Annotated in this window: 19 protein-coding genes and 1 pseudogene; 13 read left to right on the plus strand and 7 right to left on the minus strand. The window is 74.1% G+C overall.

The features are described 5' to 3' along the window. Positions 1–35: 35 nt before the first annotated feature. Positions 36–1,367, minus strand: coding sequence for a S8 family serine peptidase (locus ACFQRF_RS03775; RefSeq protein ID WP_379868801.1), 1,332 nt, complete (start codon positions 1,365–1,367; stop codon positions 36–38). 996 nt (positions 1,368–2,363) lie between these two features. Between ACFQRF_RS03775 and ACFQRF_RS03780 the strand changes: the two genes are divergently transcribed. The 12 genes from ACFQRF_RS03780 (at position 2,364) to ACFQRF_RS03835 (ending at position 13,564) form a co-directional block, all read left to right on the plus strand. After that, positions 2,364–2,867, plus strand: a complete 504-nt coding sequence (locus ACFQRF_RS03780) for a hypothetical protein (RefSeq protein WP_379868803.1) — start codon at positions 2,364–2,366, stop codon at positions 2,865–2,867. Next, positions 2,861–3,727, plus strand: a complete 867-nt coding sequence (locus ACFQRF_RS03785; protein WP_379868805.1) for a hypothetical protein — start codon at positions 2,861–2,863, stop codon at positions 3,725–3,727. The genes ACFQRF_RS03780 and ACFQRF_RS03785 overlap by 7 nt, the downstream gene beginning before the upstream one ends. Positions 3,728–3,991: 264 nt before the next feature. Then, a complete protein-coding gene (locus ACFQRF_RS03790) occupies positions 3,992–4,657 on the plus strand; it encodes an SAF domain-containing protein (protein WP_379868807.1) in 666 nt (221 codons plus the stop codon). Then, the gene (locus ACFQRF_RS03795) at positions 4,657–5,403 is read left to right on the plus strand and encodes a hypothetical protein (RefSeq protein WP_379868809.1); all 747 of its coding nucleotides are present in this window, start codon (positions 4,657–4,659) and stop codon (positions 5,401–5,403) included. Before ACFQRF_RS03790 ends, ACFQRF_RS03795 begins: the two co-directional genes overlap by 1 nt. Beyond that, positions 5,400–6,764 carry a CpaF family protein gene (locus tag ACFQRF_RS03800; RefSeq protein ID WP_379868811.1) on the plus strand — a complete coding sequence of 455 codons (1,365 nt, stop codon included), beginning with the start codon at positions 5,400–5,402 and terminating at the stop codon, positions 6,762–6,764. Before ACFQRF_RS03795 ends, ACFQRF_RS03800 begins: the two co-directional genes overlap by 4 nt. Then, positions 6,761–7,633, plus strand: a complete 873-nt coding sequence (locus ACFQRF_RS03805; RefSeq protein WP_379868813.1) for a type II secretion system F family protein — start codon at positions 6,761–6,763, stop codon at positions 7,631–7,633. Before ACFQRF_RS03800 ends, ACFQRF_RS03805 begins: the two co-directional genes overlap by 4 nt. A gap of 115 nt (positions 7,634–7,748) precedes the next feature. Beyond that, positions 7,749–8,651: a type II secretion system F family protein gene (locus ACFQRF_RS03810; RefSeq protein WP_379868815.1), complete on the plus strand. Its 903-nt coding sequence runs from the start codon at positions 7,749–7,751 to the stop codon at positions 8,649–8,651. A gap of 41 nt (positions 8,652–8,692) precedes the next feature. After that, complete coding sequence (locus ACFQRF_RS03815; protein ID WP_379868816.1) at positions 8,693–8,863, plus strand: hypothetical protein; 171 nt, start codon at positions 8,693–8,695, stop codon at positions 8,861–8,863. Between the two features lie 2 nt (positions 8,864–8,865). Continuing rightward, positions 8,866–9,261, plus strand: coding sequence for a TadE/TadG family type IV pilus assembly protein (locus tag ACFQRF_RS03820; RefSeq protein WP_379868818.1), 396 nt, complete (start codon positions 8,866–8,868; stop codon positions 9,259–9,261). Further along, complete coding sequence (locus ACFQRF_RS03825; RefSeq protein WP_379868820.1) at positions 9,258–9,680, plus strand: TadE/TadG family type IV pilus assembly protein; 423 nt, start codon at positions 9,258–9,260, stop codon at positions 9,678–9,680. The genes ACFQRF_RS03820 and ACFQRF_RS03825 overlap by 4 nt, the downstream gene beginning before the upstream one ends. Beyond that, complete coding sequence (locus tag ACFQRF_RS03830) at positions 9,677–10,132, plus strand: TadE/TadG family type IV pilus assembly protein (RefSeq protein ID WP_379868822.1); 456 nt, start codon at positions 9,677–9,679, stop codon at positions 10,130–10,132. Before ACFQRF_RS03825 ends, ACFQRF_RS03830 begins: the two co-directional genes overlap by 4 nt. A gap of 18 nt (positions 10,133–10,150) precedes the next feature. Beyond that, positions 10,151–13,564 carry an OmpA family protein gene (locus tag ACFQRF_RS03835; protein ID WP_379868824.1) on the plus strand — a complete coding sequence of 1,138 codons (3,414 nt, stop codon included), beginning with the start codon at positions 10,151–10,153 and terminating at the stop codon, positions 13,562–13,564. A gap of 77 nt (positions 13,565–13,641) precedes the next feature. On the opposite strand, the pseudogene ACFQRF_RS03840 reads toward ACFQRF_RS03835, so the two are convergent. Both ACFQRF_RS03840 and ACFQRF_RS03845 read right to left on the minus strand, forming a co-directional pair. Then, a pseudogene (locus tag ACFQRF_RS03840) lies at positions 13,642–13,734 on the minus strand (DUF397 domain-containing protein); the annotation flags it as partial. Positions 13,735–13,758: 24 nt separating this feature from the next. After that, positions 13,759–14,313 carry a DUF1697 domain-containing protein gene (locus ACFQRF_RS03845; RefSeq protein ID WP_379868826.1) on the minus strand — a complete coding sequence of 185 codons (555 nt, stop codon included), beginning with the start codon at positions 14,311–14,313 and terminating at the stop codon, positions 13,759–13,761. Between the two features lie 132 nt (positions 14,314–14,445). On the opposite strand from ACFQRF_RS03845, the gene ACFQRF_RS03850 reads away from it, so the two are divergent. Then, a complete protein-coding gene (locus ACFQRF_RS03850) occupies positions 14,446–14,670 on the plus strand; it encodes a hypothetical protein (protein ID WP_379868827.1) in 225 nt (74 codons plus the stop codon). Positions 14,671–14,757: 87 nt separating this feature from the next. Here the strand turns inward: ACFQRF_RS03850 and ACFQRF_RS03855 are convergent, their stop codons facing one another. The 4 genes from ACFQRF_RS03855 to ACFQRF_RS03870 all read right to left on the minus strand — a co-directional run bounded on the left by ACFQRF_RS03855 (position 14,758) and on the right by ACFQRF_RS03870 (position 19,650). Next, positions 14,758–16,098: an enolase C-terminal domain-like protein gene (locus tag ACFQRF_RS03855; RefSeq protein WP_379868829.1), complete on the minus strand. Its 1,341-nt coding sequence runs from the start codon at positions 16,096–16,098 to the stop codon at positions 14,758–14,760. A 221-nt stretch (positions 16,099–16,319) separates the two neighbouring features. Further along, positions 16,320–17,312 carry a CehA/McbA family metallohydrolase gene (locus ACFQRF_RS03860; protein ID WP_379868831.1) on the minus strand — a complete coding sequence of 331 codons (993 nt, stop codon included), beginning with the start codon at positions 17,310–17,312 and terminating at the stop codon, positions 16,320–16,322. A gap of 221 nt (positions 17,313–17,533) precedes the next feature. Next, positions 17,534–17,851, minus strand: a complete 318-nt coding sequence (locus ACFQRF_RS03865) for a winged helix-turn-helix transcriptional regulator (RefSeq protein WP_379869038.1) — start codon at positions 17,849–17,851, stop codon at positions 17,534–17,536. A gap of 47 nt (positions 17,852–17,898) precedes the next feature. Next, on the minus strand, positions 17,899–19,650 hold the full coding sequence (locus ACFQRF_RS03870) for an ABC transporter ATP-binding protein (protein WP_379869039.1): 1,752 nt from the start codon (positions 19,648–19,650) through the stop codon (positions 17,899–17,901). Positions 19,651–19,733 lie beyond the last annotated feature (83 nt).

Genomic DNA, 19,733 nt, shown 5'->3' on the forward strand with positions numbered 1-19,733 from the left:
CCGGACGTGACTCGCAGGCGGACCCGGAGACCGGGTCAGGGGCGGTCGCCCGACGTACCGCCGGGGCCCCACCGGTTGTCGATGTCGGGCGGACGCTCGCCGGCCGCCGCCGGCCGCCACTTGCGGGCGCGCCCGTTGCGCAGGACCGCCGCGGCCAGGGCGGAGAAGACGACCACGAACCCGGCGGCGCCGACCACCGCGGCCGTTGTGGCGGCCTGCACCGAACCGCGGGGAGAGGGATCGGGGACGTACTCGTCGCCCGGCACGCGCGTGTCGCCGGCGGCCGGCCGGTTGGTCAGGGCGGCCAGCGGGTCGATCCGGCCGTGGCCGGACAGCGGGTCATCGGCGCCGCCGGGGGAGGCGTAGGCGGTCGAGGCGAGCCGTTCCCGCACCTGGGCCTCGGTCAGGTCGGCGGCGTGCGAGCGCAGCAGCGCCGCCGTGCCGGCGGCGAACGCCGCGGCCACGCCATCGCCGGCGCTGACGAAATGCCCGTCCCCGCCGGGGCCCACGCCCATGACCCGGTCGCCGGGCGCGGTCACGTCCACGCGGGCGGGCTCATCGTCCTCGCCCGTGAGCGGGGTCTCCAGCACCGGGACGCCCGCGACGTCGTGCGCCGCCACGCTCAGCACGTCGGGGTTCTGCGCCGGATGGCCGGGCAGCGGGCCGTCGGGGCCCTGGGCCGTCGCCGGGGCGACGACGACCGCGTCGGCGGCGACGGCGGCGGCCACCGCCTCGTCCAGCGCCGTGGAGCCCGCCAGCGCCGCCGTACCCACCAGGATCACGTCGGCGTCGGCGGCGACCGCGTCCCGGATGCCCGAGGCGATCTGGCCGGCGGAGGTGAGACCGGTGTCGCTCTCGCCGGTCGGCACGGCGGTGATCCGCGCCCTCGGCGCCACACCGACGAATCCGCTGTCGGACTGCGCGCGGGCGGCGGCGACTCCGGCGAGGAAACTGCCGAATCCGAGGCAGTCGGTGCCGGCGCCGGCCACCGCCCCGGAGAGTGCGCCCGCGCCGTCGTCGACGGCGGTGGCGAGGACGGCGACGGTCGTCCCCGAACCGCGGCTCAGTTCGTGCGCCTCGGCGAGCCCGAGGGCGTTGTGCGTCCAGGGTGCCTCGGCCACCACCTCGGCGCCGGCGCTCGCGCAGGGATCGTCCGGCGTCTTGAGCGAGGCGATCTGCGGCAGCGCGGCCGGTTCGGCGCTGGGTGAGGCGGAGGGCTCGGGACCGGCGGCATGCGCTGGGGCCGCCACCGGAACGAGGGCGAGCAGCGCGACGGCGGCCGTGCCGCGCAGCGGTGCGCGCAGGAGGGGCAGCGCGCGCCGCGCACCCGGCGAACGACGCCCGCGCGACGGGGCACGCCGCGTCATGGTCCGGTACTCCATCGGCAGGGTTCCCTTTCCAGGCTGCCGCTCGGGCTCGGGGCTCGAACACTCTAGCCATGTGCGCGGTGGCGTCCCGCAGGTGCTAGTGTCCCCCGGTCGGCGCCGGGCGCGGGGACCGCGGGGCTCGGGGCGCCGGGCCGGAGAACCCGGCCGCGGGCTCGCCGCACCGCCAGCATTCTCTTACCGCTGGACGAGCCGTGACATGGGAATACGTGGTGTCCCGAAGTTGAACGGCGAGAAGTTCCAGGTCGAGGGCTTGTGTGAGGTCTGCCACTTTCTTAGGCTCACGTGAAGCCAACGGGAAGAGCATATGATGCCACATGCGTCTGCCTCGGAGTGGTGAGCGGCCGGAGCGGCCCCGACGGGTCCTGTCCCAGGTCGGGGCGGCGGCGGGTGCGACCCGCGTCCTGCCCATCGAGGCGCGTCCGCCATCGCGAGATGGCATTTCGATAAAGAAATGGAGTCGGCAGCGACTCGAAATTAACCCGCCATTTTCATTTCAGACATCCAGGCGAACACGTCGATCACGGTGAACGCGATCGGCTCTTGGAACGTGGCCGGATATTCGGCGGCGGATGGAAACGTTGAACGCATCGGCGCCGGAACCCGGCCGCCGCATGAAGCGTTGCCATCGCCCACGCCGGAGGGGCGACTTCGGCGCGGAAACTCCAGCTGGCCGAGGGAAAAGGGTGCGGTCCGGGTGATCGTCCGGCGCCGCGCGGCCGCGATTCCGGGCGCTGTCCCGCCGGGGCGGGAGACGCCGGGCGGCAGCACCGACGCGGCCCGCTTTTCGGTCCGACCGTACTTTCCGGTAATGGTTGCCTTTACTCTTTCCGGCCTCTAGGATCGCTCACGGTAAAGGCCGGAGATCCGGCCGGATCCGGTCGAAAAATCGGTACCCGACACCGTTCGGGCCAGCGCATTTCCGCCCCCGGAATCTGGAACACCGCTGGTCAGAACGGATGGAACAGGGGTGAGGAGATGATGGCCTCCAGCGCGGGCCGCCGGACGACCGCGGTGGGATGCGCCGCGGTGCTCCTCCTCACCGCCGGCTGCGGGGGCTCGTCGGACTCCGCGACCGACCCGGCGGCGACCCCGGCCGCGAGCCCCGCCCCCGCGACCGAGGAAGCGGCGGTGCAGGCGTACACCGACATGTGGGACATCGTCGTGGCGGCCTCGCATGAGGGCGACGCCGATCCCGACGGTCTCGACCGGCACGCCACCGGGGATGCCCTCATCCTCATGCGCCATGCCCTCGAAGGGGCCGCCGACGCCGAGGTCACCGGCGAACCCGTCCTGAACCCTCGAACGGAGCTCACCGAGCCCGATCAGGTCGAGATCACCGACTGCGTGGACGACTCGACCTGGAACATCGGTGGCGGTGCCGGGGGAGCGGGGCAACGCCGCGTCGACGCCGCCGTCACCCACGACGGACTCGTCTGGCGCGTTTCCGAACTGCGAATCTGGGAGCCCGGCACATGTTGAGACGAACCTCCGCCACCGCGGTGGCGGTCACGACGATCGTGGTGATCAGCGCGGCCCCCGCGCACGCCCAGCCCTCCTCGTCCTCCTCCTTCCTCGGCCAGATCGAGTGCGGCACGAACGGCGGGAACGGGTGCACGGTCTCGATCCAGGGGGTGGAGGAGCGGGAGGGCTCCGCGGGGACCCCGGCCACCGGTGGCCAGGAGAGCGGCGGTCAAGCCGCGGGCGGGTCTGAGTGGGACCACGTCGACTGGGACGCCGTGGACTGGGACGCGGTCGACTGGGATGCCGTCGACTGGGACGCGATCGACTGGGACTCCATCGACTACAGCGGCGGGCAGCCCGAGGAGGGCCAGCCGCCGGTGAACCCCGAGCGGCTCATCCAGGAGGCCATGGGCTCCTTCGAGGTCCCCTCCCCCGAGATCGCCACCTCCCCCGGCGCCGGCTCGCCGGTCCTGGTCCGCACGCCGCTGTGGCTCTGGCTCGACCCGGAGTCGTGGGAGCCCGCCACCGCCACCGCCGAGATCCCCGGCTGGTCCCTCAGCCTCACCGCCACCCCCACCCAGGTCAAGTGGATCATGGGCGACGGCACCGAGCTGGTCTGCGACGGTCCGGGCACCCCCTTCGACCCGCAGCGGCACGACCCGGAGTCGGAGTCGCCCGACTGCGGCCACGTCTACGAGCGCTCCTCGGTCGGCGAACCCGGCGAGACGTTCACCGTGCGCGCCGAGATCTCCTGGGGGATCGACTGGGACTCCTCCGACGGCGGCGGCGGCGAGATGGCGCCGATCACCACATCGTCGGAGATCGACCTGCGGGTCCAGGAGTCGCAGAGCCTGGTCACCGACACCGGACGGAACTGACGGGCCGCGGCGCGCGTCGCCGGCCCGGCCGGGGCTCCCGGCTCCGCAGCCGCTCGGGGCTTTTCCGGCTCCGCAGCCGCTCCGGCTGAGCCCCGCCCCCGGACGACCCGCGTCGGCGGACCCGACCGATACCCGGGTGCCGTCCGCCCCGTGGCACGCGGCGCGCTCCGGTCCTCCCGGCCGGAGCGGCTGCGGCGCGGAAGACACGGACGGCACCCGCCGGGGGCGCGAGCCCCCGGAGAACAGACCTACGAGGAGAGTTTGGTGGAGACAGCGACGACCGGACCGAAGCCGCCCGCCGCAGGCGGGACCCCGGTCCGGCTGCTGGGGAGCGGGCCGCGGCGCTGGCGCTGGCTCGGGTTCGGCGTGGCGCTCATGGCGGCCGGCGGCCTGGTGGCCGCCGTCGCCGTCGAGGGGCTGGACGAACGCCGCGGCGTGCTCGTCGCGAGCGGTGACCTGCCCGCCGGCCACGTCGTCACGGCCGGCGACCTGCGGGTCGCACGGCTCTCCGGCACCGACGACCTCTCCGTGGTCGGCGAAGACCAGCTGGCCGCCACCGTCGGCCGCACCCTCACCGTCCCGGTCACCGAGGGCGCCGTGCTGCCCGAGACCGCGCTCGGCCCGGAGTCCGGCTACCCCGAGGCCGGCCAGGCGATGGTCGGCGCCTCCCTGCCGCCCGGCCGGTTCCCGGTCTCCCTGCGCGCGGGAGCGCGGGTGTCGGTCGTCGTCACCAACGGCCAGGCCGGCGGCGCCCGCGGCGCCGGAGTCGAGGCGTACGCCGCCCACGTGCAGACCTTCGAGGCCGCCGCGGCCGACGGCCCGGCCGTCATCGAACTGGTCGTCGACGCCGGTGATGCCGCGCAGATCTCCGCCGCGGCGGCGGCCGAGCAGATCACCGTGGTGCAGGTATCGCCGAACGGGGGCGCCTGATGCCCCGCACCGTGGCGCTCTTCTCCCTGGGCGGCGCCCCGGGCGTGACGACGCTCGCCATGGCGCTGGCCAGCGTGTGGCCGGAGGAGTCCGGGGCCGTGCTGGTGGAGGCCGACGCCGCGGGCGGCGACATCGGCACCTGGCACCGGCTGCCCGCCTCACCGGGACTCACCGACCTCGCCGCCGCCTCGCGGCACCGCCAGCCCGGTGCCGGTGAGGGGCCCGGCGCCCACACCCAGACCCTGCCCGGCGGGCTGGCCGTCTGCGTCGCTCCCGTCACCGCCGACCGCGCGGGGGGAGCGGTCCGGCTGCTCGCCGACAACGCCCCGACGCTCGCCACCGGCCCCGGCCCCGCGGTGATCGTGGACCTCGGCCGCCTCGCCCCGCGATCCCCGACCGCGCGCCTGGCGCTGCACGCCGACACCGCGCTCCTCGTCACCCGGGACGACACGGCGCAACTGCGCCGGGTCAAGGAGTCCGTCCCGGCGTTCACCGAGTCCTTCAGCCGGCTGCGGCTCGTGGTGGTCGGCGGCGGAGAGTCCGCCAAGGAGATCGCCAACGTCATGGGCATCCCGGTGCTCGGCCGGATCCGCTCCGACGACAAGGCCGCCGCCTTCCTGCGCGGCGAGCGCCGGATCTCCCGCCCGCAGCGCCGCCCGCTCTTCAAGGCCGCCGCCACCCTGGCCGGACGGCTGGCCGAGCCCACCTCGCCGGTGAGCCCCCAGCCCGCGGGGACGGCGGCATGAGCACCGACGAAATCCCCTTCCACGAGGACCCGGGCCAGGTCGTCGACCGCGACCTGCTGCGGCAGGTGGACGAGTGGACCGCCTGGGTCGCCGCCGAGGCCACCCGGCGGCTCAGCGCGTCGATGCGCGACGGTGCCGAGGAGACCGGACCGGAGCACCGCCGCCGCGCCGAGCGGGTCATCGCCCAGATCCTCGACCAAGTGGCCAGCGACGCGCTCTCCGAGGGGCGCCCGGTGCTCGACCCCGACACCGAGTCGATGATCGCCCGGCGGGTGCTCGCCCAGGTGTCCGGGCTCGGCCCGCTCCAGCCGCTGCTGGACGACCCCGAGATCGAGAACATCAATATCAACGGCACCAAGGTCTGGGTACGCTACGCCGACGGCCGGCGCGAACAGCGGCCCGCGGTCTTCCACAGCCCCGAGGAACTCATCGCCCTGGTGCGGCGCATCGCCGCGGAGTCCACCACCGGCGAGCGGCGCTTCGACCCCGGCGCCCCCATCCTCGACATGCCGCTGCCCGGCGGCGAGCGCATGAACGCCATCATGGAGGTGGCGCGCGAACCCGCCGTGTCCATCCGCCGCCACCGCTACAGCAGCACCACCCTGGAACGCCTCCGGGAACTCGGCACGCTCGACGACACCCTGGTGGCCCTGCTGCGCGCCGCCGTGCGCTCCCGCCGCAACATGGTCATCACCGGCGGCACGGGCGCGGGCAAGACCACGCTGCTGCGCGCCATCGCCTCCGAGATCCCGCCCAGCGAGCGGCTGGTCACCATCGAGGACGTCTTCGAGCTCGGCCTCGACCGCGACACCGCCGCGCACCCCGACTGCGTCGCCCTGCAGGCCCGCCCGGCCAACATCGAGGGCGTCGGCGAGATCACCATCGCCGACCTGGTGCGCACCGCGCTGCGGATGTCGCCCGACCGGGTGATCGTCGGGGAGACGCGCGGCCACGAGACCGTGCCGCTGCTCAACGCCATGAGCCAGGGCAACGACGGCAGCCTCACCACGCTGCACGCCAGCGACTCCGCCGGAGCGTTCACCAAGTTCGGCGCGTACGCCGCGCAGTCCGCCGAGCGGCTGCCCCTGGAGGCGACCGCCGCCCTGGTCGCTTCGGCGGTGCACCTCGTCGTGCACGTGTCCGCCTCGCCGACCGGCGGCCGGCGGGTGACGAGCGTGCGCGAGGTCGTCGGCGCGGAGGACCGCAAGGTCGTCTCCAACGAGATCTACCGCCGCGGCCCGGACGGCCGGGCGCTGCCCGCCGCCCCGCCCGGACCGGACACCATCGACGCGCTGGTCGAGGCCGGTTTCGACAACTCCCTGCTCCGGGTGGACGCCGACGTGAGCGGGTGGTCCGCGTGAATCCGATCATCGCGACCATCACCGTCATCACCGCGGGCGCCATCGTGGGAGCCGGCGTCTGGCTGGTCCTCGCGGCGCTCGCCGACCCCGAGGCCGGCCGTCGGCTGCGCCGGCTGCGCTCCGCCCCCTTCGAGCAGGGCCGCCCGCTCAAGCTCACGGTGGCCGTCGTCGGCGCCCTCGCCGTGTGGACCGTCACCGGCTGGCCGGTCGCCGGACTGCTCGCCGGAGTGGGCTGCTGGTGGCTGCCCGCCATGCTCGGTCCGGACCGGCACCACCAGCACCAGGTGGAGCGGATCGAGGCGGTGGCCGCCTGGGCGGAGATGCTCCGCGACCTGATGGCCGGCGCCTCCGGGCTCCACCAGGCCATCACCGCGACCCTGCCCATCGCGCCCACGCCCATCCAGGCCGACGTCGCCCGCCTCAGCGAGCGGCTGCGCCTGGGCCGGCCGCCGGAGGAGGCGCTGGCGATGTTCGCCGACGACGTGGACAACCCCACCGCCGACCTCGTCGCCGCCGCCCTGAGCACCGCGGCCTCCCGGCACGCCGCCGACCTCGGCACCCTGCTGGGCACGCTGGCCGAGGCCGCCCGCGAGCAGTCGGCGATGCTGGTCCGGGCCGCGGCCAACCGCGCCCGGGTGCGCACGTCCACCCGCATCATCATCGCCGTCACGCTCGGCATGGCGGTGATGATGATGCTGCTCAGCCCCGAGTACCTGCAGCCGTTCGACGGCTTCCTCGGGCAGCTGGTGCTCGGCGGCATCGGAGCGCTGTGGGCCGCCGCGCTGACCTGGCTGGTCCGGCTGTCCCGGCCCAAGCTCGGGCCGCGGGTCCTCGCCCCCGGCAAACGCCCCGAGGAGGTGCCGGTCTGATGCTCCTTTCCAGCAGGGAAACCGAGGCCCGGGCGGCCTCGGCGGCCGGATACCCGGATTCCGGCGGTACCGACACGCCCCGGCACGGCGTTCCGACCCGAGGAGGTGCCGCCGCATGAGCACCGAAACGCTGCTGCTCGCCATCGTCAGCGGAATCCTGGTGGGGTTCGGCCTATGGCTGGTCGTGGCCGTGCGCTTCGCGCGGCCCAGCCTGGCCGAACGGCTCGCCGACCCGGCGCCGATCGCCCCGGCGCGGCCGGCCGGCACCGGGAACGAGGGCTTCGCCGCCCGGCTGGGCACCGTCGGGGTCCCGATCCTGTCGACGCTCGGCCTGCCCACCGCCCGGACCCGTCGCGACCTGGCGGTGTGCGACCGCGACGCCGCCCGGTACCTCGCCGAGAAGTTCACCAGCCTGCTCCTCGGCCTGGCCGCCCCTCCGGCCATCGGCGCGATGATGACGTTCGCCGGAGTCGACCTGCCCGCGCTTCCGGCCCTCGCCGCCTGGGGGATGTTCGCGGTCGTCGCCTGGATCGCGCCCGATCTGTCGCTGCGGGACGAGGCGCGCAAACGCCGCGAGGCGATGCGGCACGCGCTCGCCGGATTCGCCGACCTCGTCGTGGTGTCGCTCGCCGGCGGCGCCGGGGTGAACGGCGCGCTCACCGACGCCTCGTCGGCCAGCACCGGCTGGGCCATGACCCAGATCCGCCGCACGCTGCGCACGGCCGCCCTCAACCGCCGGCCGCCGTGGACCGCGCTGCGCGAGCTCGGGGACCGCTTCGAGGTGCCGGAGTTCGCCGAGCTGTCCGCGAGCCTGCAGCTCGCCGGAGCCGACGGAGCCCGGGTGCGGGGTTCACTCGCCGCCAAGGCCCGCACCCTGCGCACCCAGCACCTCGCCGAGCTCGACGCCGACGCCCAGTCCGCCACCGAACGGATGAGCCTGCCGGTGGTGCTGCTGTTCGCCGGTTTCCTCGTGCTGGTGGGCTACCCGGCCATCAGCCACATCTTCACCAGCCTTTAGACCACCAGTCCCGACCGACCACGAAGATCCAGGAGCATTCCGTGAACCGAATCCGCGCCTTCCTCCTCCGCCGCCGCACGCACGGCCGTGACGGCGGCTACTCGACGGAGACCGTGCTCGTCATCGCCCTGCTGGTCGCGCTCGCCGCAGGCGCGGTCGGGGCCATCTCCACGGCCGTGATGGACAAGGCCGAGTCCATCAGCCTGGACTGACCGTGCGACCGAACCGCCGATCCGACGACCGCGGCAGCGCCGAGCTCGCCGTCGCGACGCCGCTGTTGCTGCTGCTCGTCCTGCTCGTCGTGCAGGTCGCGATCTGGATGCACGGCGACCACGTGGCGACCAGCGTCGCGCAACGGGCGATCGACGCCGCGCGGACCGCGGAAGAGGGCGACGCTCAGTCCTACGCCGAGTCCGTCGCCGACGACCTCGGCGGGTCCATGCTGTCCGAACGGAGCATCGTGATCGAGCGCGGAGCCACCACCGCCCGCGTCGCCGTGTCGGCGGAGGTGCCCACCATCATCCCCGGGTTCTCGTGGCCGGTCCGGCATGAGCTGACCGCGCCGGTGGAACGCTTCGTCCCGCCGACCCCGGCCGAGGTGGCGCCGTGATCCGGCGCGGCGCGCGGCGCGAGCGCGGGTCGGCGGCAGCGGAGCTGGCCATCCTCACCCCGATGCTGATCGCGTTCGCGCTGGTGATGATCCTGGCCGGCCGGGTCGTCGGCGCGCGCAGTACCGCCGACGAGGTGGCGCACGCCGCCGCCCGCGCCGCGTCGATGGAACGCGACGTGGCGCAGGCGGAGGCGGCGTCCCAGCAGGTCGCGGCGGCGGCGCTCGCCAGCCACGGGCTCCGCTGCGCCGACTACACGCTGGAACTCGACCACGGCGGCCTGGAACCGGGCGGCGCCGTCACCGCGTCGCTGAGCTGCCACGTGGCGCTCAGCGACCTGTCCGCCCTCAACGTGCCCGGCAGCTACACGGTGCAGGGCGAGTCGACCGCCGTCATCGACACCTACCGGGGGACCCCATGAACACCGGACCGTCGGGCCGTCCCGGTGCGCGCCGCGCGCACCGGGACGGCCCGCGTGCCGACCGCCGCGACCGCGGCCAGGTGACCGCCTTCGTCGTCATCATGACGTCGGCGTTCCTGCTCTGCCTCGGCCTGGTCTTCGACGGCGGCGGCGTGCTGCGCGCCCGCAACCAGGCCGCCATGCTCGCCCAGGAGGCGGCGCGGGTGGGCGCGCAGCAGATCGACATGGTCGCCTACCGCGCCGGCGAACCCACCCGGCTGGACGCGATCGAGGCCGGCGCCGCCGCCCGCGCCTTCCTTTCGGGCTCCGGCGTGGCCGGCGAGGTGAGCGTGAACGGCGACACCGTCACGGTGACCTGCACGGTCGACTACGACTTCGCTCTGCTGCCGCTCGGAGGTACCACCGTCGACGGCACCGCCAGCGCCCGCCCGTATTCTGAACCGACCGCGTAGCGTCTTGTGGAGGCGGCCATGCGACGAATCCGACGGCTCAGCGCTCTCCTCCTGAGCTCGGCCCTGCTGGTCGGGCTGCCCTACGTGCTGCTGGTGCACCTGACCTGGCCCGAGCCCGACCTGTCGTGGACCGGCCTGCTCGTCCACCTGAGCAGTTTCCGGCTGCCGCCGGGCCTGTTCACCGCCTTCCTCATCTGCACGCTGTGGGCGCTGTGGGGGCTGTACGCGCTCGGCCTCGTGGCCGAGATCGTGGCGCGCAGGCGCGGCGGGACCCGCTGGTTCCGCCCGCTCGGGCCGCTCCAGATCATCGCGGCCACCGCGATCGGCGGCACCGTGGCCGCCCCCGCGCAGGCGATGGCGGACACCGTGCACACCACCACGATGACGGTCGAGGACACCGAGACGTCCTCCGCCGGTGAGCAGACCGCCCCGCCCACCGCGGCGCCCGACGCGGGGACGCGGAACAAGGCGACCGAGCGGGTGCGGGTCGTCACCGGGTTCGCGCTCAACTCGGCCGAGCCGACCCAGGAGATGCGCGACGACCTCGCCACCACCATCGAGCTGATCCGCAAGCACGGTGACACGGACGCCGTCGTCCGCGTCACCGGGCACACCGACGCCTCCGGCGGCGCCGACGTCAACCGGTGGCTCTCCGAGCAGCGCGCCCAGGGCATCGCCGACCACATCGCCGAGCAACTGGGCGACGCGGCACCGGAGATCGAGGTCCAGGGGCTCGGGTCGGAGCAGCTCCGGGAGGACGTGGACGCGGCGGCGCAGCGGCGGGTGGAGATCAGCTACACCGTCCGCACCGGACCGGCCGCGAACCCACCGGCCGCCGCCGCGTCCGCCGAAGGCGACGAGGCGGACGGCGAGACGGCCGGCAACGCGGACGAGACCGAGCGCGAGGACGAGCGCTCGAACGAGGACACGGCTACCGCATCCGGCGCCGAGGACACCGGCCGGGCCGACGCCGAGGACGACACGGACGACACCGCCGACGGCACCGTTGCCGCCTCCGGCGCGGAGTCCACGGCCGAGGAACCCCCAGCCGAGGAGCCGGCCGACGAGACGGAACTGGAGTCGGCCGCGCTCGTCGGCGCCACGTCCTCGACGGAGGAGGCCGTGCAGGCCGCGGCCGCGGACGGCGCGGCCGGAGTCGTGGTGCTCGCGATCCCCGATGAGGCGCTGCTCGGCGGCGCCGCGTTCGCCGGCATCCTCGGCGGCTACCTCATCGGCCGCCGCGGCCGCCGCCTCGGCGCGCCCCGGCTCACCCTCTCCCTGCCCCGGGCGCTGACCGCCGGTCCCCGGGACAAGCCCGACGACTCCCCGGAGCCGCGCCCGCTGCCGCCCACCGACGTCGACGCACGGGTCTTCGTGGAGCTGAACCACGTGCCGGGCATCGGCATCACGGGCTCCGGCGCGCGCGGCGCCGCCCGGCGGCTGATCGCCAACGCCCTGACCCCGAGCGCCGAACACCCGGCCCGGGTGCTCATCACGGACGCCGACGCGGTGGTCCTCCTCGGTACGAACGGCAAGCGGCGGCTGGCCGAACGCGACCTGGAGTCGGTCCGCGTCGTGGACTCCATGCACGAGGCGCTGACCGAACTCCAGCGCGAGCTGCACGCCCGCGCGGACAGTTCCATCCGGTCCGACGACCACGACCCGCTGATCCTCATCGCGACCCCGCGCCCGGAGGACGAGGACGCGCTGTCCGGCCTGCTGCTGCACGGCCAGGAGCGCGGGATATCCGCGGTCCTTCTCGGCCGCTGGCCGCTCGGCGGCAGCTGCACCATCGAGGCCGACGGCCTGATCACGGAGACGAGCCCGCCGCTCAACGGCATCTACCACGCGTACTGGCCCGGCCTCGACGCGGCGCGCGTCAACGAGATCATCCGCCGCCAGCGGGGAGCACGCCGGGACGAGGACGCGCCCGGGGACTGGAAGGAACTGTTCGCCCAGATCGCCGCCAACGCACCGGAGGAGTCGCCGGCACCGGCCACGGCCGACCGGACGGGGGAGTCGTCCCCGGCGGAGCAGATTGCGACGGAGGAGACGGCGGCCGAACAGCCCCAGACCGAATCGGCCACGACCGGACGGACCGCGACCGAGCAGAACGAAGGGGCGCGGACCGAGCGGGCGGGCGCCGCGATGACGGAGGAGTTCGACCCGTTCTACTCGTCCGAGACGGCCGAACGGGACGCCTCGGAGCGTCCGGCGGCCACCGAGGCAGCGGTGCAGACGGAGAGCGAGTCGGCCGAACCGGCGAACCCGTGGCTTGCGGACGCCCCCACGGTGAGCACGGGGAGCACCGGCGGCACGGGCGGCAGATCCGCCGCGAACTGGCGCGAATCCGCTGAGACGGTGGGAGCGGACGGCGGCACCGTCACCGAATCCGCCGCGGAGACCCCGCGACAGGACGAGGCCCGTGACGAGGCGGTCGCACCGGGCACCGGTACCGAGCAGGAAGTACAGCGGCCGGTGCCGGCCGACGCCGCCGCGCCGACCGAAGCCCCGGCCGACCCGCTCGACGCGCCCACCGGCTCCACCGAGGCCGAACCCGACGAGCCCGGCCGGTCCGTGACCGCTCTGGCCGAGGCGGTCCAGCAGCAGCCGGAATCCGCCACCCCCGCGGCAGCGGACCCGGCGGACCGGCGGCCCGCCGCTTCCCAGCGGACGGGCGCCCCGGCCTCCGGGTCGGCCGGGCGAGCCGCGAGCCCTCGGCGCCCGGCGGCACCACCGTCGGCCCGCCGGTGGCCCAAGCGCCCGCTCACCCCCGCCGCGAACCGGGGTGCGGCACCGGCCGCGGCGGAGACTCCGGCGACGGCGGAGACTCCGGCCTCGGCAGAGCCCCCGGCCATGGCAGAGACCGGCGCCGAGTCGGCGCCGCAGAGCCCGGCTCCTCCGTCACCCGCTCCGGCGCCCCGGAAGGAGTACCAGCCCGAGCCCGAACCGGTCGCGGCGGCCGAGCCGACCCCGACCCCTGCCACCGAGCCGACGCCCCAGCCTCAGCCTGAGTCCCAGCCTCAGCCTGCGGCCACGAGCGGCCTGGACTTCTCGGTGCTCAACCAGCCGGGCGAAGCGCCCCGGTGGTCCGGCAGCAGCCCCGAACCGCAGGACGACGCCCGGCCGAGCGATGCCGCACCGTCGCGCACCCGATCCCGGAAAGAAACGGCCGAGCCCGCACGAGCGGCGACCCGGACCCGTGGCCGGCAGGATGGCCGAGAGTCCGGGACCGGCGACGACCGGCCCCGGCAGGCGTCGGGAGGCCCGTCGCCGGAGAGCGCCGAGCCGGACGGCGAGGCGACGCCGGTGCGCACCGCGACCGGCTTCAAGCCGCGCAAGGCGGGACGCGGTCGGGCATGGCGCCCCAAGAGCACCGTCGAGCAGGCATCGAGCAAGGCGACGCCGACCGGTCAGCCGGACGCGGACTGACCGGAACCGGCTCGGCGTCTCCGGACGTGACGCGAAGCGGCCGACTCCCGAGTGGGGGTCGGCCGCTTCGGTCGTCGTTAGAGCTCGCCGTGTTCGGCGGCGGCGAGGAAGGCGGACCACTCGGCCGGGGGGAGCGTGAGGTGGCCGTGGTGGGGGTTCTTGGAGTCGCGAAGGGCGACGGCGGGGGAGCGCGGTCAGCCGGTGGGCGGGTGGTGGTCCGCCCCCTCGGCCAGAGCCAGCAGCCTGGTGACGGTGTTCCAGTTCCGCACCGTGCCGGGCGCCGCGAGGTGCCGGCCGAGGACGGCGGGCATCTTGGCGCGGCCGAGGCCGTCCGGGAAGTACATGTACAGCTCGCGCTCGCCGGGGACCAGTTCCTCGGGGGCGAAAGCGGCGTGATCGACGGCGGCCAGCCGGTCCCGGTCCACGGGCATGTTGAGGAACGACACCGCGCACTTGGCCGGGTCGCGGACCTCGAAGGGCAGTCCTTCCACCACCCGGCGCAGATCGGCGGCGGTGCGGACCATGACGGTGACCGTGAGGCCCAGCTCGGCGGCGATCCGCGCCTCGATGTCGGCGCCGATCGCGGCGGCCGGCCGCTCCGGTGCGGTGAACACGGCGTTCCCGCTCTGCAGCAGCGTCGCGACCTCGGTGTGGCCGAGCCCCGAGAGCAGCGCCCGCAGGTCGGCCATCCGCACCTTCCGGTTTCCGCCGACGTTGATGCCGCGTAACAGCGCGACGTACCTGGTCATGGTGCCCCCGTGTCCGCTCCATCCTGCGGACGCCAGGCTAGCGCGCTGGTCCGACATGTCGCGGTTTGCCGGTGTTCCCAGCCGGGCAACATGATCGTGCTTCCGTCCCCCAGCACGGAGAGGCCCCCAGCAATGACGCGAGACGACGAACGGCGCCGCCGCGAGCGCGAGGAGCGGCGCCGCCGCGAGGAGGAGCGCCGCCGCAGGGACGACGCGGCCCAGCAGCAGTCGGCGGCGAACCTGTACGTGGCCACGGAAGACTCGTCCACGAGCTACTCGTCCTCGTCCGGCGACTCCGGATACGGCTCGTCGTCCAGCGACTCGTCATCCGGCTCCTACGACGACGACCGCTGGTGACCGCCACGGGCGCGGCCCGGCGGGCGGCCGGGCGGCGCCCGTGATGCTCGCCGCGCGGGGGGCGCCCGGTCCAGCGCCCCTCGGCTCTCACCGGTCCAGCGCCGGCCGCTTCGGGTCGAAGGTCCATCCCGGGACGAGCCGCCGCATCGGGATCGCGTCGTCGCGGGCACCGAGGCCGTGCTTCAGGTACAGCTCGTGGGCCTGCTCGACCTCCGCCATGTCGAGGTCGACGCCCAGTCCAGGGCGGTAGGGGAGCGCGATGGCGCCGTCCACGATCGGGTACGGCTCGCGGGTGAGACGCTGGCCGTCCTGCCAGATCCAGTGCGTGTCCACGGCGGTGATCTCGCCGGGGGCGGCCGCGGCGACGTGGGTGAACATGGCCAGCGACACGTCGAAGTGGTTGTTGGAGTGCGAGCCCCAGGTGAGCCCCCACGCGTCGCAGAGCTGGGCGACCCGGACCGAGCCCTGCATCGTCCAGAAGTGCGGGTCGGCGAGCGGGATGTCGACGGCGCCGCCGCGCACGGCGTGGCCGAGCTGCCGCCAGTCGGTGGCGACCATGTTGGTGGCGGTGGGCAGGCCGGTGGCGCGGCGGAACTCGGCCAGCACCTCGCGGCCCGAGTAGCCCGCCTCCGCGCCGCACGGGTCCTCGGCGTAGGCGAGGACCCCGGTCAGCGCGCGGCCGATCTCGATGGCCTGCGCCAGCGGCCAGGCGCCGTTGGGGTCGAGAGTGACGCGGGCCTCGGGGAAGGTCTCGGCGAGGGCGCGCACCGCCGCGACCTCCTGCGGCGCGGGGAGCACGCCGCCCTTGAGTTTGAAGTCGCGGAACCCGTAGCGGTCCCGGGCGGCGGTGGCCTGCCGGACGATGGCGTCGGGGTCGAGGGCGGGCTGGTCGCGCAGCCGGAACCACGCGTCCGCGCTGCCGGGGTCGGACCGGTAGTCCAGGTCGGTGCGCGCGCTGTCGCCGACGAAGAACAGGTAGCCGAGCACCGGGACCGAGCGCCGCTGCACGCCGTCGCCGAGCAGCGCGGCAACGGGGACGTCGAGGTACCGGCCGAGCAGGTCGAGCATCGCCGACTCCACGGCCGTCACGGCGTGCACGGCGACCCGCAGGTCGAAGGTCTGCAGGCCGCGGCCCTGCGCGTCCCGGTCGGCGAGCCGGCGCCGCATCGCGTCGAGCACGGCGGTGCGCTCGCCGAGCGTCGCGCCCTCGACCAGATCCCGCGACTCTTCAAGAGCGGCCCGGATGGGTTCGCCGCCCGGCACCTCGCCGACACCGGTACGGCCGTCAGAGTCGGTGAGCACCACGAGGTTGCGGGTGAAGAAGGGCGCGTGGGCGCCGCTGAGGTTGAGCAGCATGCTGTCGCGTCCGGCGACCGGGATCACCCGCATGTCGGTGACGGCGGGCACGGCGGTGCGGGAGGTGGGCATGGGCGTCCTTCCCTGAGAAGCCGGACGGAGCGAGTCGTCGTCCGGCCCGGTGAGTCCGGCGGAGACACAGCGGCGCCACCGAAGCTAATCCGCGCCGCGCATGCCCGTCCAACATCGATTCGGTATTGGTCGATGCCCGCAGAGCACGAAGGGCGACGCCTGCCGCCCGTGGCCTGGCGGCGAAGTACCGCCGCCTGCGCACCGCACGTTGCAGCGATCGGTCAGGTCAGGATGATCGGATTGGTGAGTGCGGCGACGGTCCCATCGGGATGGCGGATCTCGATGCGGACGAACGCCGACTCCTCCGCCGTTGTGCGCCACCGCACCACACCTGCTCCGTCACCGGGAAGGGCCGCGTGGTGGACCTTCCCTCGGTCGGTGTGGAAGCCGACGGTCGCCGCAGGCACGCCCTGTACCGCTGCGCGCAGTTCAACGTGCCCACCGTATGTCGCGAGCCGTTCTCCCACTCCGGCGCTGCGACCCTCCACATGGGCCGTGAACGACACCTCCACGGCCGTCGACTCGGCGATCCAGCTCCGGCCCGAGCGGATCCCGGCCAGGATCGCCTCCGTACTCAGCTCCTCGGCGAACACCACAGTGTGCGGAATGCCGATCTGGCCCGCCAGGTGCGTGTCGCTGTTGCCCATCGCCGGCCGCCATGAACCCGCGCGAACGCCGGCCGCGAGGCTCCGCCCCCATTCGGCCAGTGCGGCCTCGTTGTCGGCATTCCAGGGCAGGTCCGACGACCAGAGTCCGTTCCACACCTCCACCACATCGAAGCCCTGGAAGGAGTACCGGAATTCGCCCGTGGGATACGGCGCATGCGGGTGCGCCGCCACGCACAGGCCCCCCACTCGATGGACCTGGTCCAAATACCGATTGATCCGTCCGTCTCTGAACCCGTAATCGCAGTCGACGAGCTGGCCGGGACGAAGGCCGAGCGCGAGCCAGTGCCCGGTCCGCGTGGTCACTTCCTCACCGAGAACGACCAAGAAGTCATCGGCGGCCAGATGGCCCCATGCACCTGGTTCGGCAGCGGAACCGTGCTCTGTCGTCGCGATGAAGTCGAGCCCGGCGGCGCGGGCTCGGAGCGCCAGCTCTTCCGGAGTGAGTTCTCCTCCGCTTGAGCGCACGGAGTGGACATGGCAATCACCGCGGTACCAGGCCGCTCCGCGTCCGACCGCCCGCACCGGCGGGAAGCTCAAGCTCGACAAGGCTCTCCCCTCATGGACCTGTCGACGCAACGCGCAAGCAAAGCACGTGGTTCCGTGACATGACCGAGTTCCACGCACCAAGAAACCGAGATCACCGTTCGATCCTGAAACGATCAATAAGGGCGGAAGGTGTGAAGAGCCCGTCAGCGGCCGTGGGAACGGCGAGTCATGCCCGACCGGCATGCCACGGGGCCGAAGCCGGTCAGGGCCTCGGCTGACGGCTATGCGTCGGCCCTGTTGTCGTACGCCCGCTGGGCGTTCTGAATTTCCTCGCTGTGCTCGACGGTCCAGGTGTAAAGGCGCTTGAAAGGGCCGCGCAGGGACTCACCCAGCGCCGTTAGCGAGTACCCGACGCCGACCGGGGAGGTCGGCAGGGCTTTCCGCTGGATCATGCCGTTCCGCCCAAGTCGGCGCGGTGCCTGAGTGAGGACACGCTGCGTCACGCCTTCCGAACGCCGCCTGAGGAGCTGCTGCGCGGCGGCACGCGCGGACGATCCGGCCCGGGCCGGCCGACGCCGAGACGGCCGCCCGGGCCGCAGCCGCGCTCGCGTGGCTCCCTGGAGCGGTCACCGCGGGCGCGCCGCCGTCAGCTCGCCGCCGGGCTCGGTGTTCCGGCCAGGCGCAGGGCGGCCACCAGCTCCCGGTACAGCTCGTCAGTCGCGAGCAGCTCCTCGTGGGTGCCCTGGGCGCGGACCCGGCCGTGTTCCAGCACGGCGATGCTGTCGGCGTCGACCACCGTGGACAGGCGGTGGGCGACCGTGACGACCGCGCCGACGGCCGCCCGCTCGCGGACGCACGCCTGCACGGCGGCCTCGGTGAGCCCGTCGAGCTGCGCGGTGGCCTCGTCCAGCAGCAGCACGTCGGGGGTGCGGAGCAGCGCCCGGGCGAGCGCCACGCGCTGGCGTTCGCCGCCCGAGATCTGGGTGGTGGACAGCGGGGTGTCCAGGCCGTCGTCGAGGGCGGAGATCTTCCCGTCGAGCCGTACCGCCGCCAGCACCCGGGCGAGTTCGTCGTCGGTGGCGTCGGGGTGGGCGAGCAGGAGGTTCTCCCGGATCGTCCCGGGCAGCACCGGGGTGTCCTGCTCCACGTACGCCAGCCGGGCGCGGATCGCGTCGAGGGTGTGCTCCTGGTAGGGCCGGCCGTCGAGGTACAGGGCGCCGTCCCGGGGTTCCAGAAAACCGAGCACGAGGGAGAACAGCGTCGTCTTGCCCGCACCGGAGGGGCCGACGATCGCGAGGTGGCCGCGGCGGGGGACCACCAGGTCGACGCCCCGCACCGCGGGCTCGGCCTCCCCGTAGCCCGCGGTGACGCCGCGCAGTTCGAGGACCGGTCCCTCCGGCGCCTGCGGCGCTTTCGGGGCCGCAGCGCCGGCCGGCGGCCCGGCGGGCTCGGGTGTGACCGTCTCCGCCTCGACCTCCATGGCGTCGACCGCGCGGATCCGCTCGGCCGCGGCGATGCCGGACTGCAGCGCGGTGACGTTCTGGCTCAGTTCGGTGATGGGGTCCATGAGGCCGAACGCGTAGAGCAGGAAGGCGATGAGGCTGGAGACCTCCAGCTGCCCCGCGCTCACCCGCCAGGCGCCGACGCCGAGGATGAGGATGATCGCCAGTTGCACGCCGGACCAGGCGATGGTCCAGGCGGTCGCTTCGGCGCGGACCGCCCGGACCCCGTGGTCGGCGGACGCGCGCGCGTGGGACAGCAGGCGATCGCCCTGCCGTTCCTCGGCGCGGCCGACCTTCACGGTCCGGATGGCGCGCAGCGTGCCTTCCAGGACGCCGCCGAGGCGCCCGATCTGGTCCTGAGCCTGCTCCTGCGCCCGGGCGATCGCCGGCATGAGCAGCGCGAACAGTGCGAAGACCACGGCCACCGCCGCGGCCGTGACCCCGAGCAGGGGGAGGTCGAGCACGCCCATGAGGACGAGGGTGCCGACCAGCATGACGGCGCCGTTGATGAGTCCGACCACGCTGGAGGTCGCGGCCTCGCGCAGCAGCACGGTGTCGGAGGTCACCCGGGTGACCAGCTCCCCGGTGGGGTGGCGGGTGACGGCGGGGACCACGGCGCGCAGGAACCGCCGCACCAGGGACTCGCGCGCCTCCAGGACGACGCGTTCGCCCAGCGCCCCCAGCGTGACCCACTGCCAGCGGGTGATCACGGCGCCCACCACGAGCAGCGCGAGCAGCGCGAGGATGGGGCCGAGCAGCGATCCGCCGCTGTCGAGGGCGTCGAGCACCCATTTGGTGACCATGGGAGAGGCCAGGCCCAGTGCCGACCCCACCAGCCCGAGCACGAGGCCGAGCACCAGCGTGCCGGTGTGCGGCCGGGCGAACGACCACAGGATGCGCAGCCGGGGAAATCTGTCTGGAACGTTCACGATTCCCGATGGAACACGACTGTTCCAAATATGTCAATGTGGTTTCACGG

This window comes from Marinactinospora rubrisoli, assembly GCF_042664915.1.
GTDB lineage: Bacteria > Actinomycetota > Actinomycetes > Streptosporangiales > Streptosporangiaceae > Marinitenerispora > Marinitenerispora rubrisoli.

Excerpts from the sequence above, each read along its gene's own strand:
- ACFQRF_RS03775 (WP_379868801.1), bottom strand. The coding sequence starts at position 1,367 with ATGACGCGGCGTGCCCCGTCGCGCGGGCGTCGTTCGCCGGGTGCGCGG.
- ACFQRF_RS03780 (WP_379868803.1), top strand. The coding sequence starts at position 2,364 with ATGATGGCCTCCAGCGCGGGCCGCCGGACGACCGCGGTGGGATGCGCC.
- ACFQRF_RS03785 (WP_379868805.1), top strand. The coding sequence starts at position 2,861 with ATGTTGAGACGAACCTCCGCCACCGCGGTGGCGGTCACGACGATCGTG.
- ACFQRF_RS03795 (WP_379868809.1), top strand. The coding sequence starts at position 4,657 with ATGCCCCGCACCGTGGCGCTCTTCTCCCTGGGCGGCGCCCCGGGCGTG.
- ACFQRF_RS03800 (WP_379868811.1), top strand. The coding sequence starts at position 5,400 with ATGAGCACCGACGAAATCCCCTTCCACGAGGACCCGGGCCAGGTCGTC.
- ACFQRF_RS03810 (WP_379868815.1), top strand. The coding sequence starts at position 7,749 with ATGAGCACCGAAACGCTGCTGCTCGCCATCGTCAGCGGAATCCTGGTG.
- ACFQRF_RS03830 (WP_379868822.1), top strand. The coding sequence starts at position 9,677 with ATGAACACCGGACCGTCGGGCCGTCCCGGTGCGCGCCGCGCGCACCGG.
- ACFQRF_RS03835 (WP_379868824.1), top strand. The coding sequence starts at position 10,151 with ATGCGACGAATCCGACGGCTCAGCGCTCTCCTCCTGAGCTCGGCCCTG.
- ACFQRF_RS03845 (WP_379868826.1), bottom strand. The coding sequence starts at position 14,313 with ATGACCAGGTACGTCGCGCTGTTACGCGGCATCAACGTCGGCGGAAAC.
- ACFQRF_RS03850 (WP_379868827.1), top strand. The coding sequence starts at position 14,446 with ATGACGCGAGACGACGAACGGCGCCGCCGCGAGCGCGAGGAGCGGCGC.
- ACFQRF_RS03855 (WP_379868829.1), bottom strand. The coding sequence starts at position 16,098 with ATGCCCACCTCCCGCACCGCCGTGCCCGCCGTCACCGACATGCGGGTG.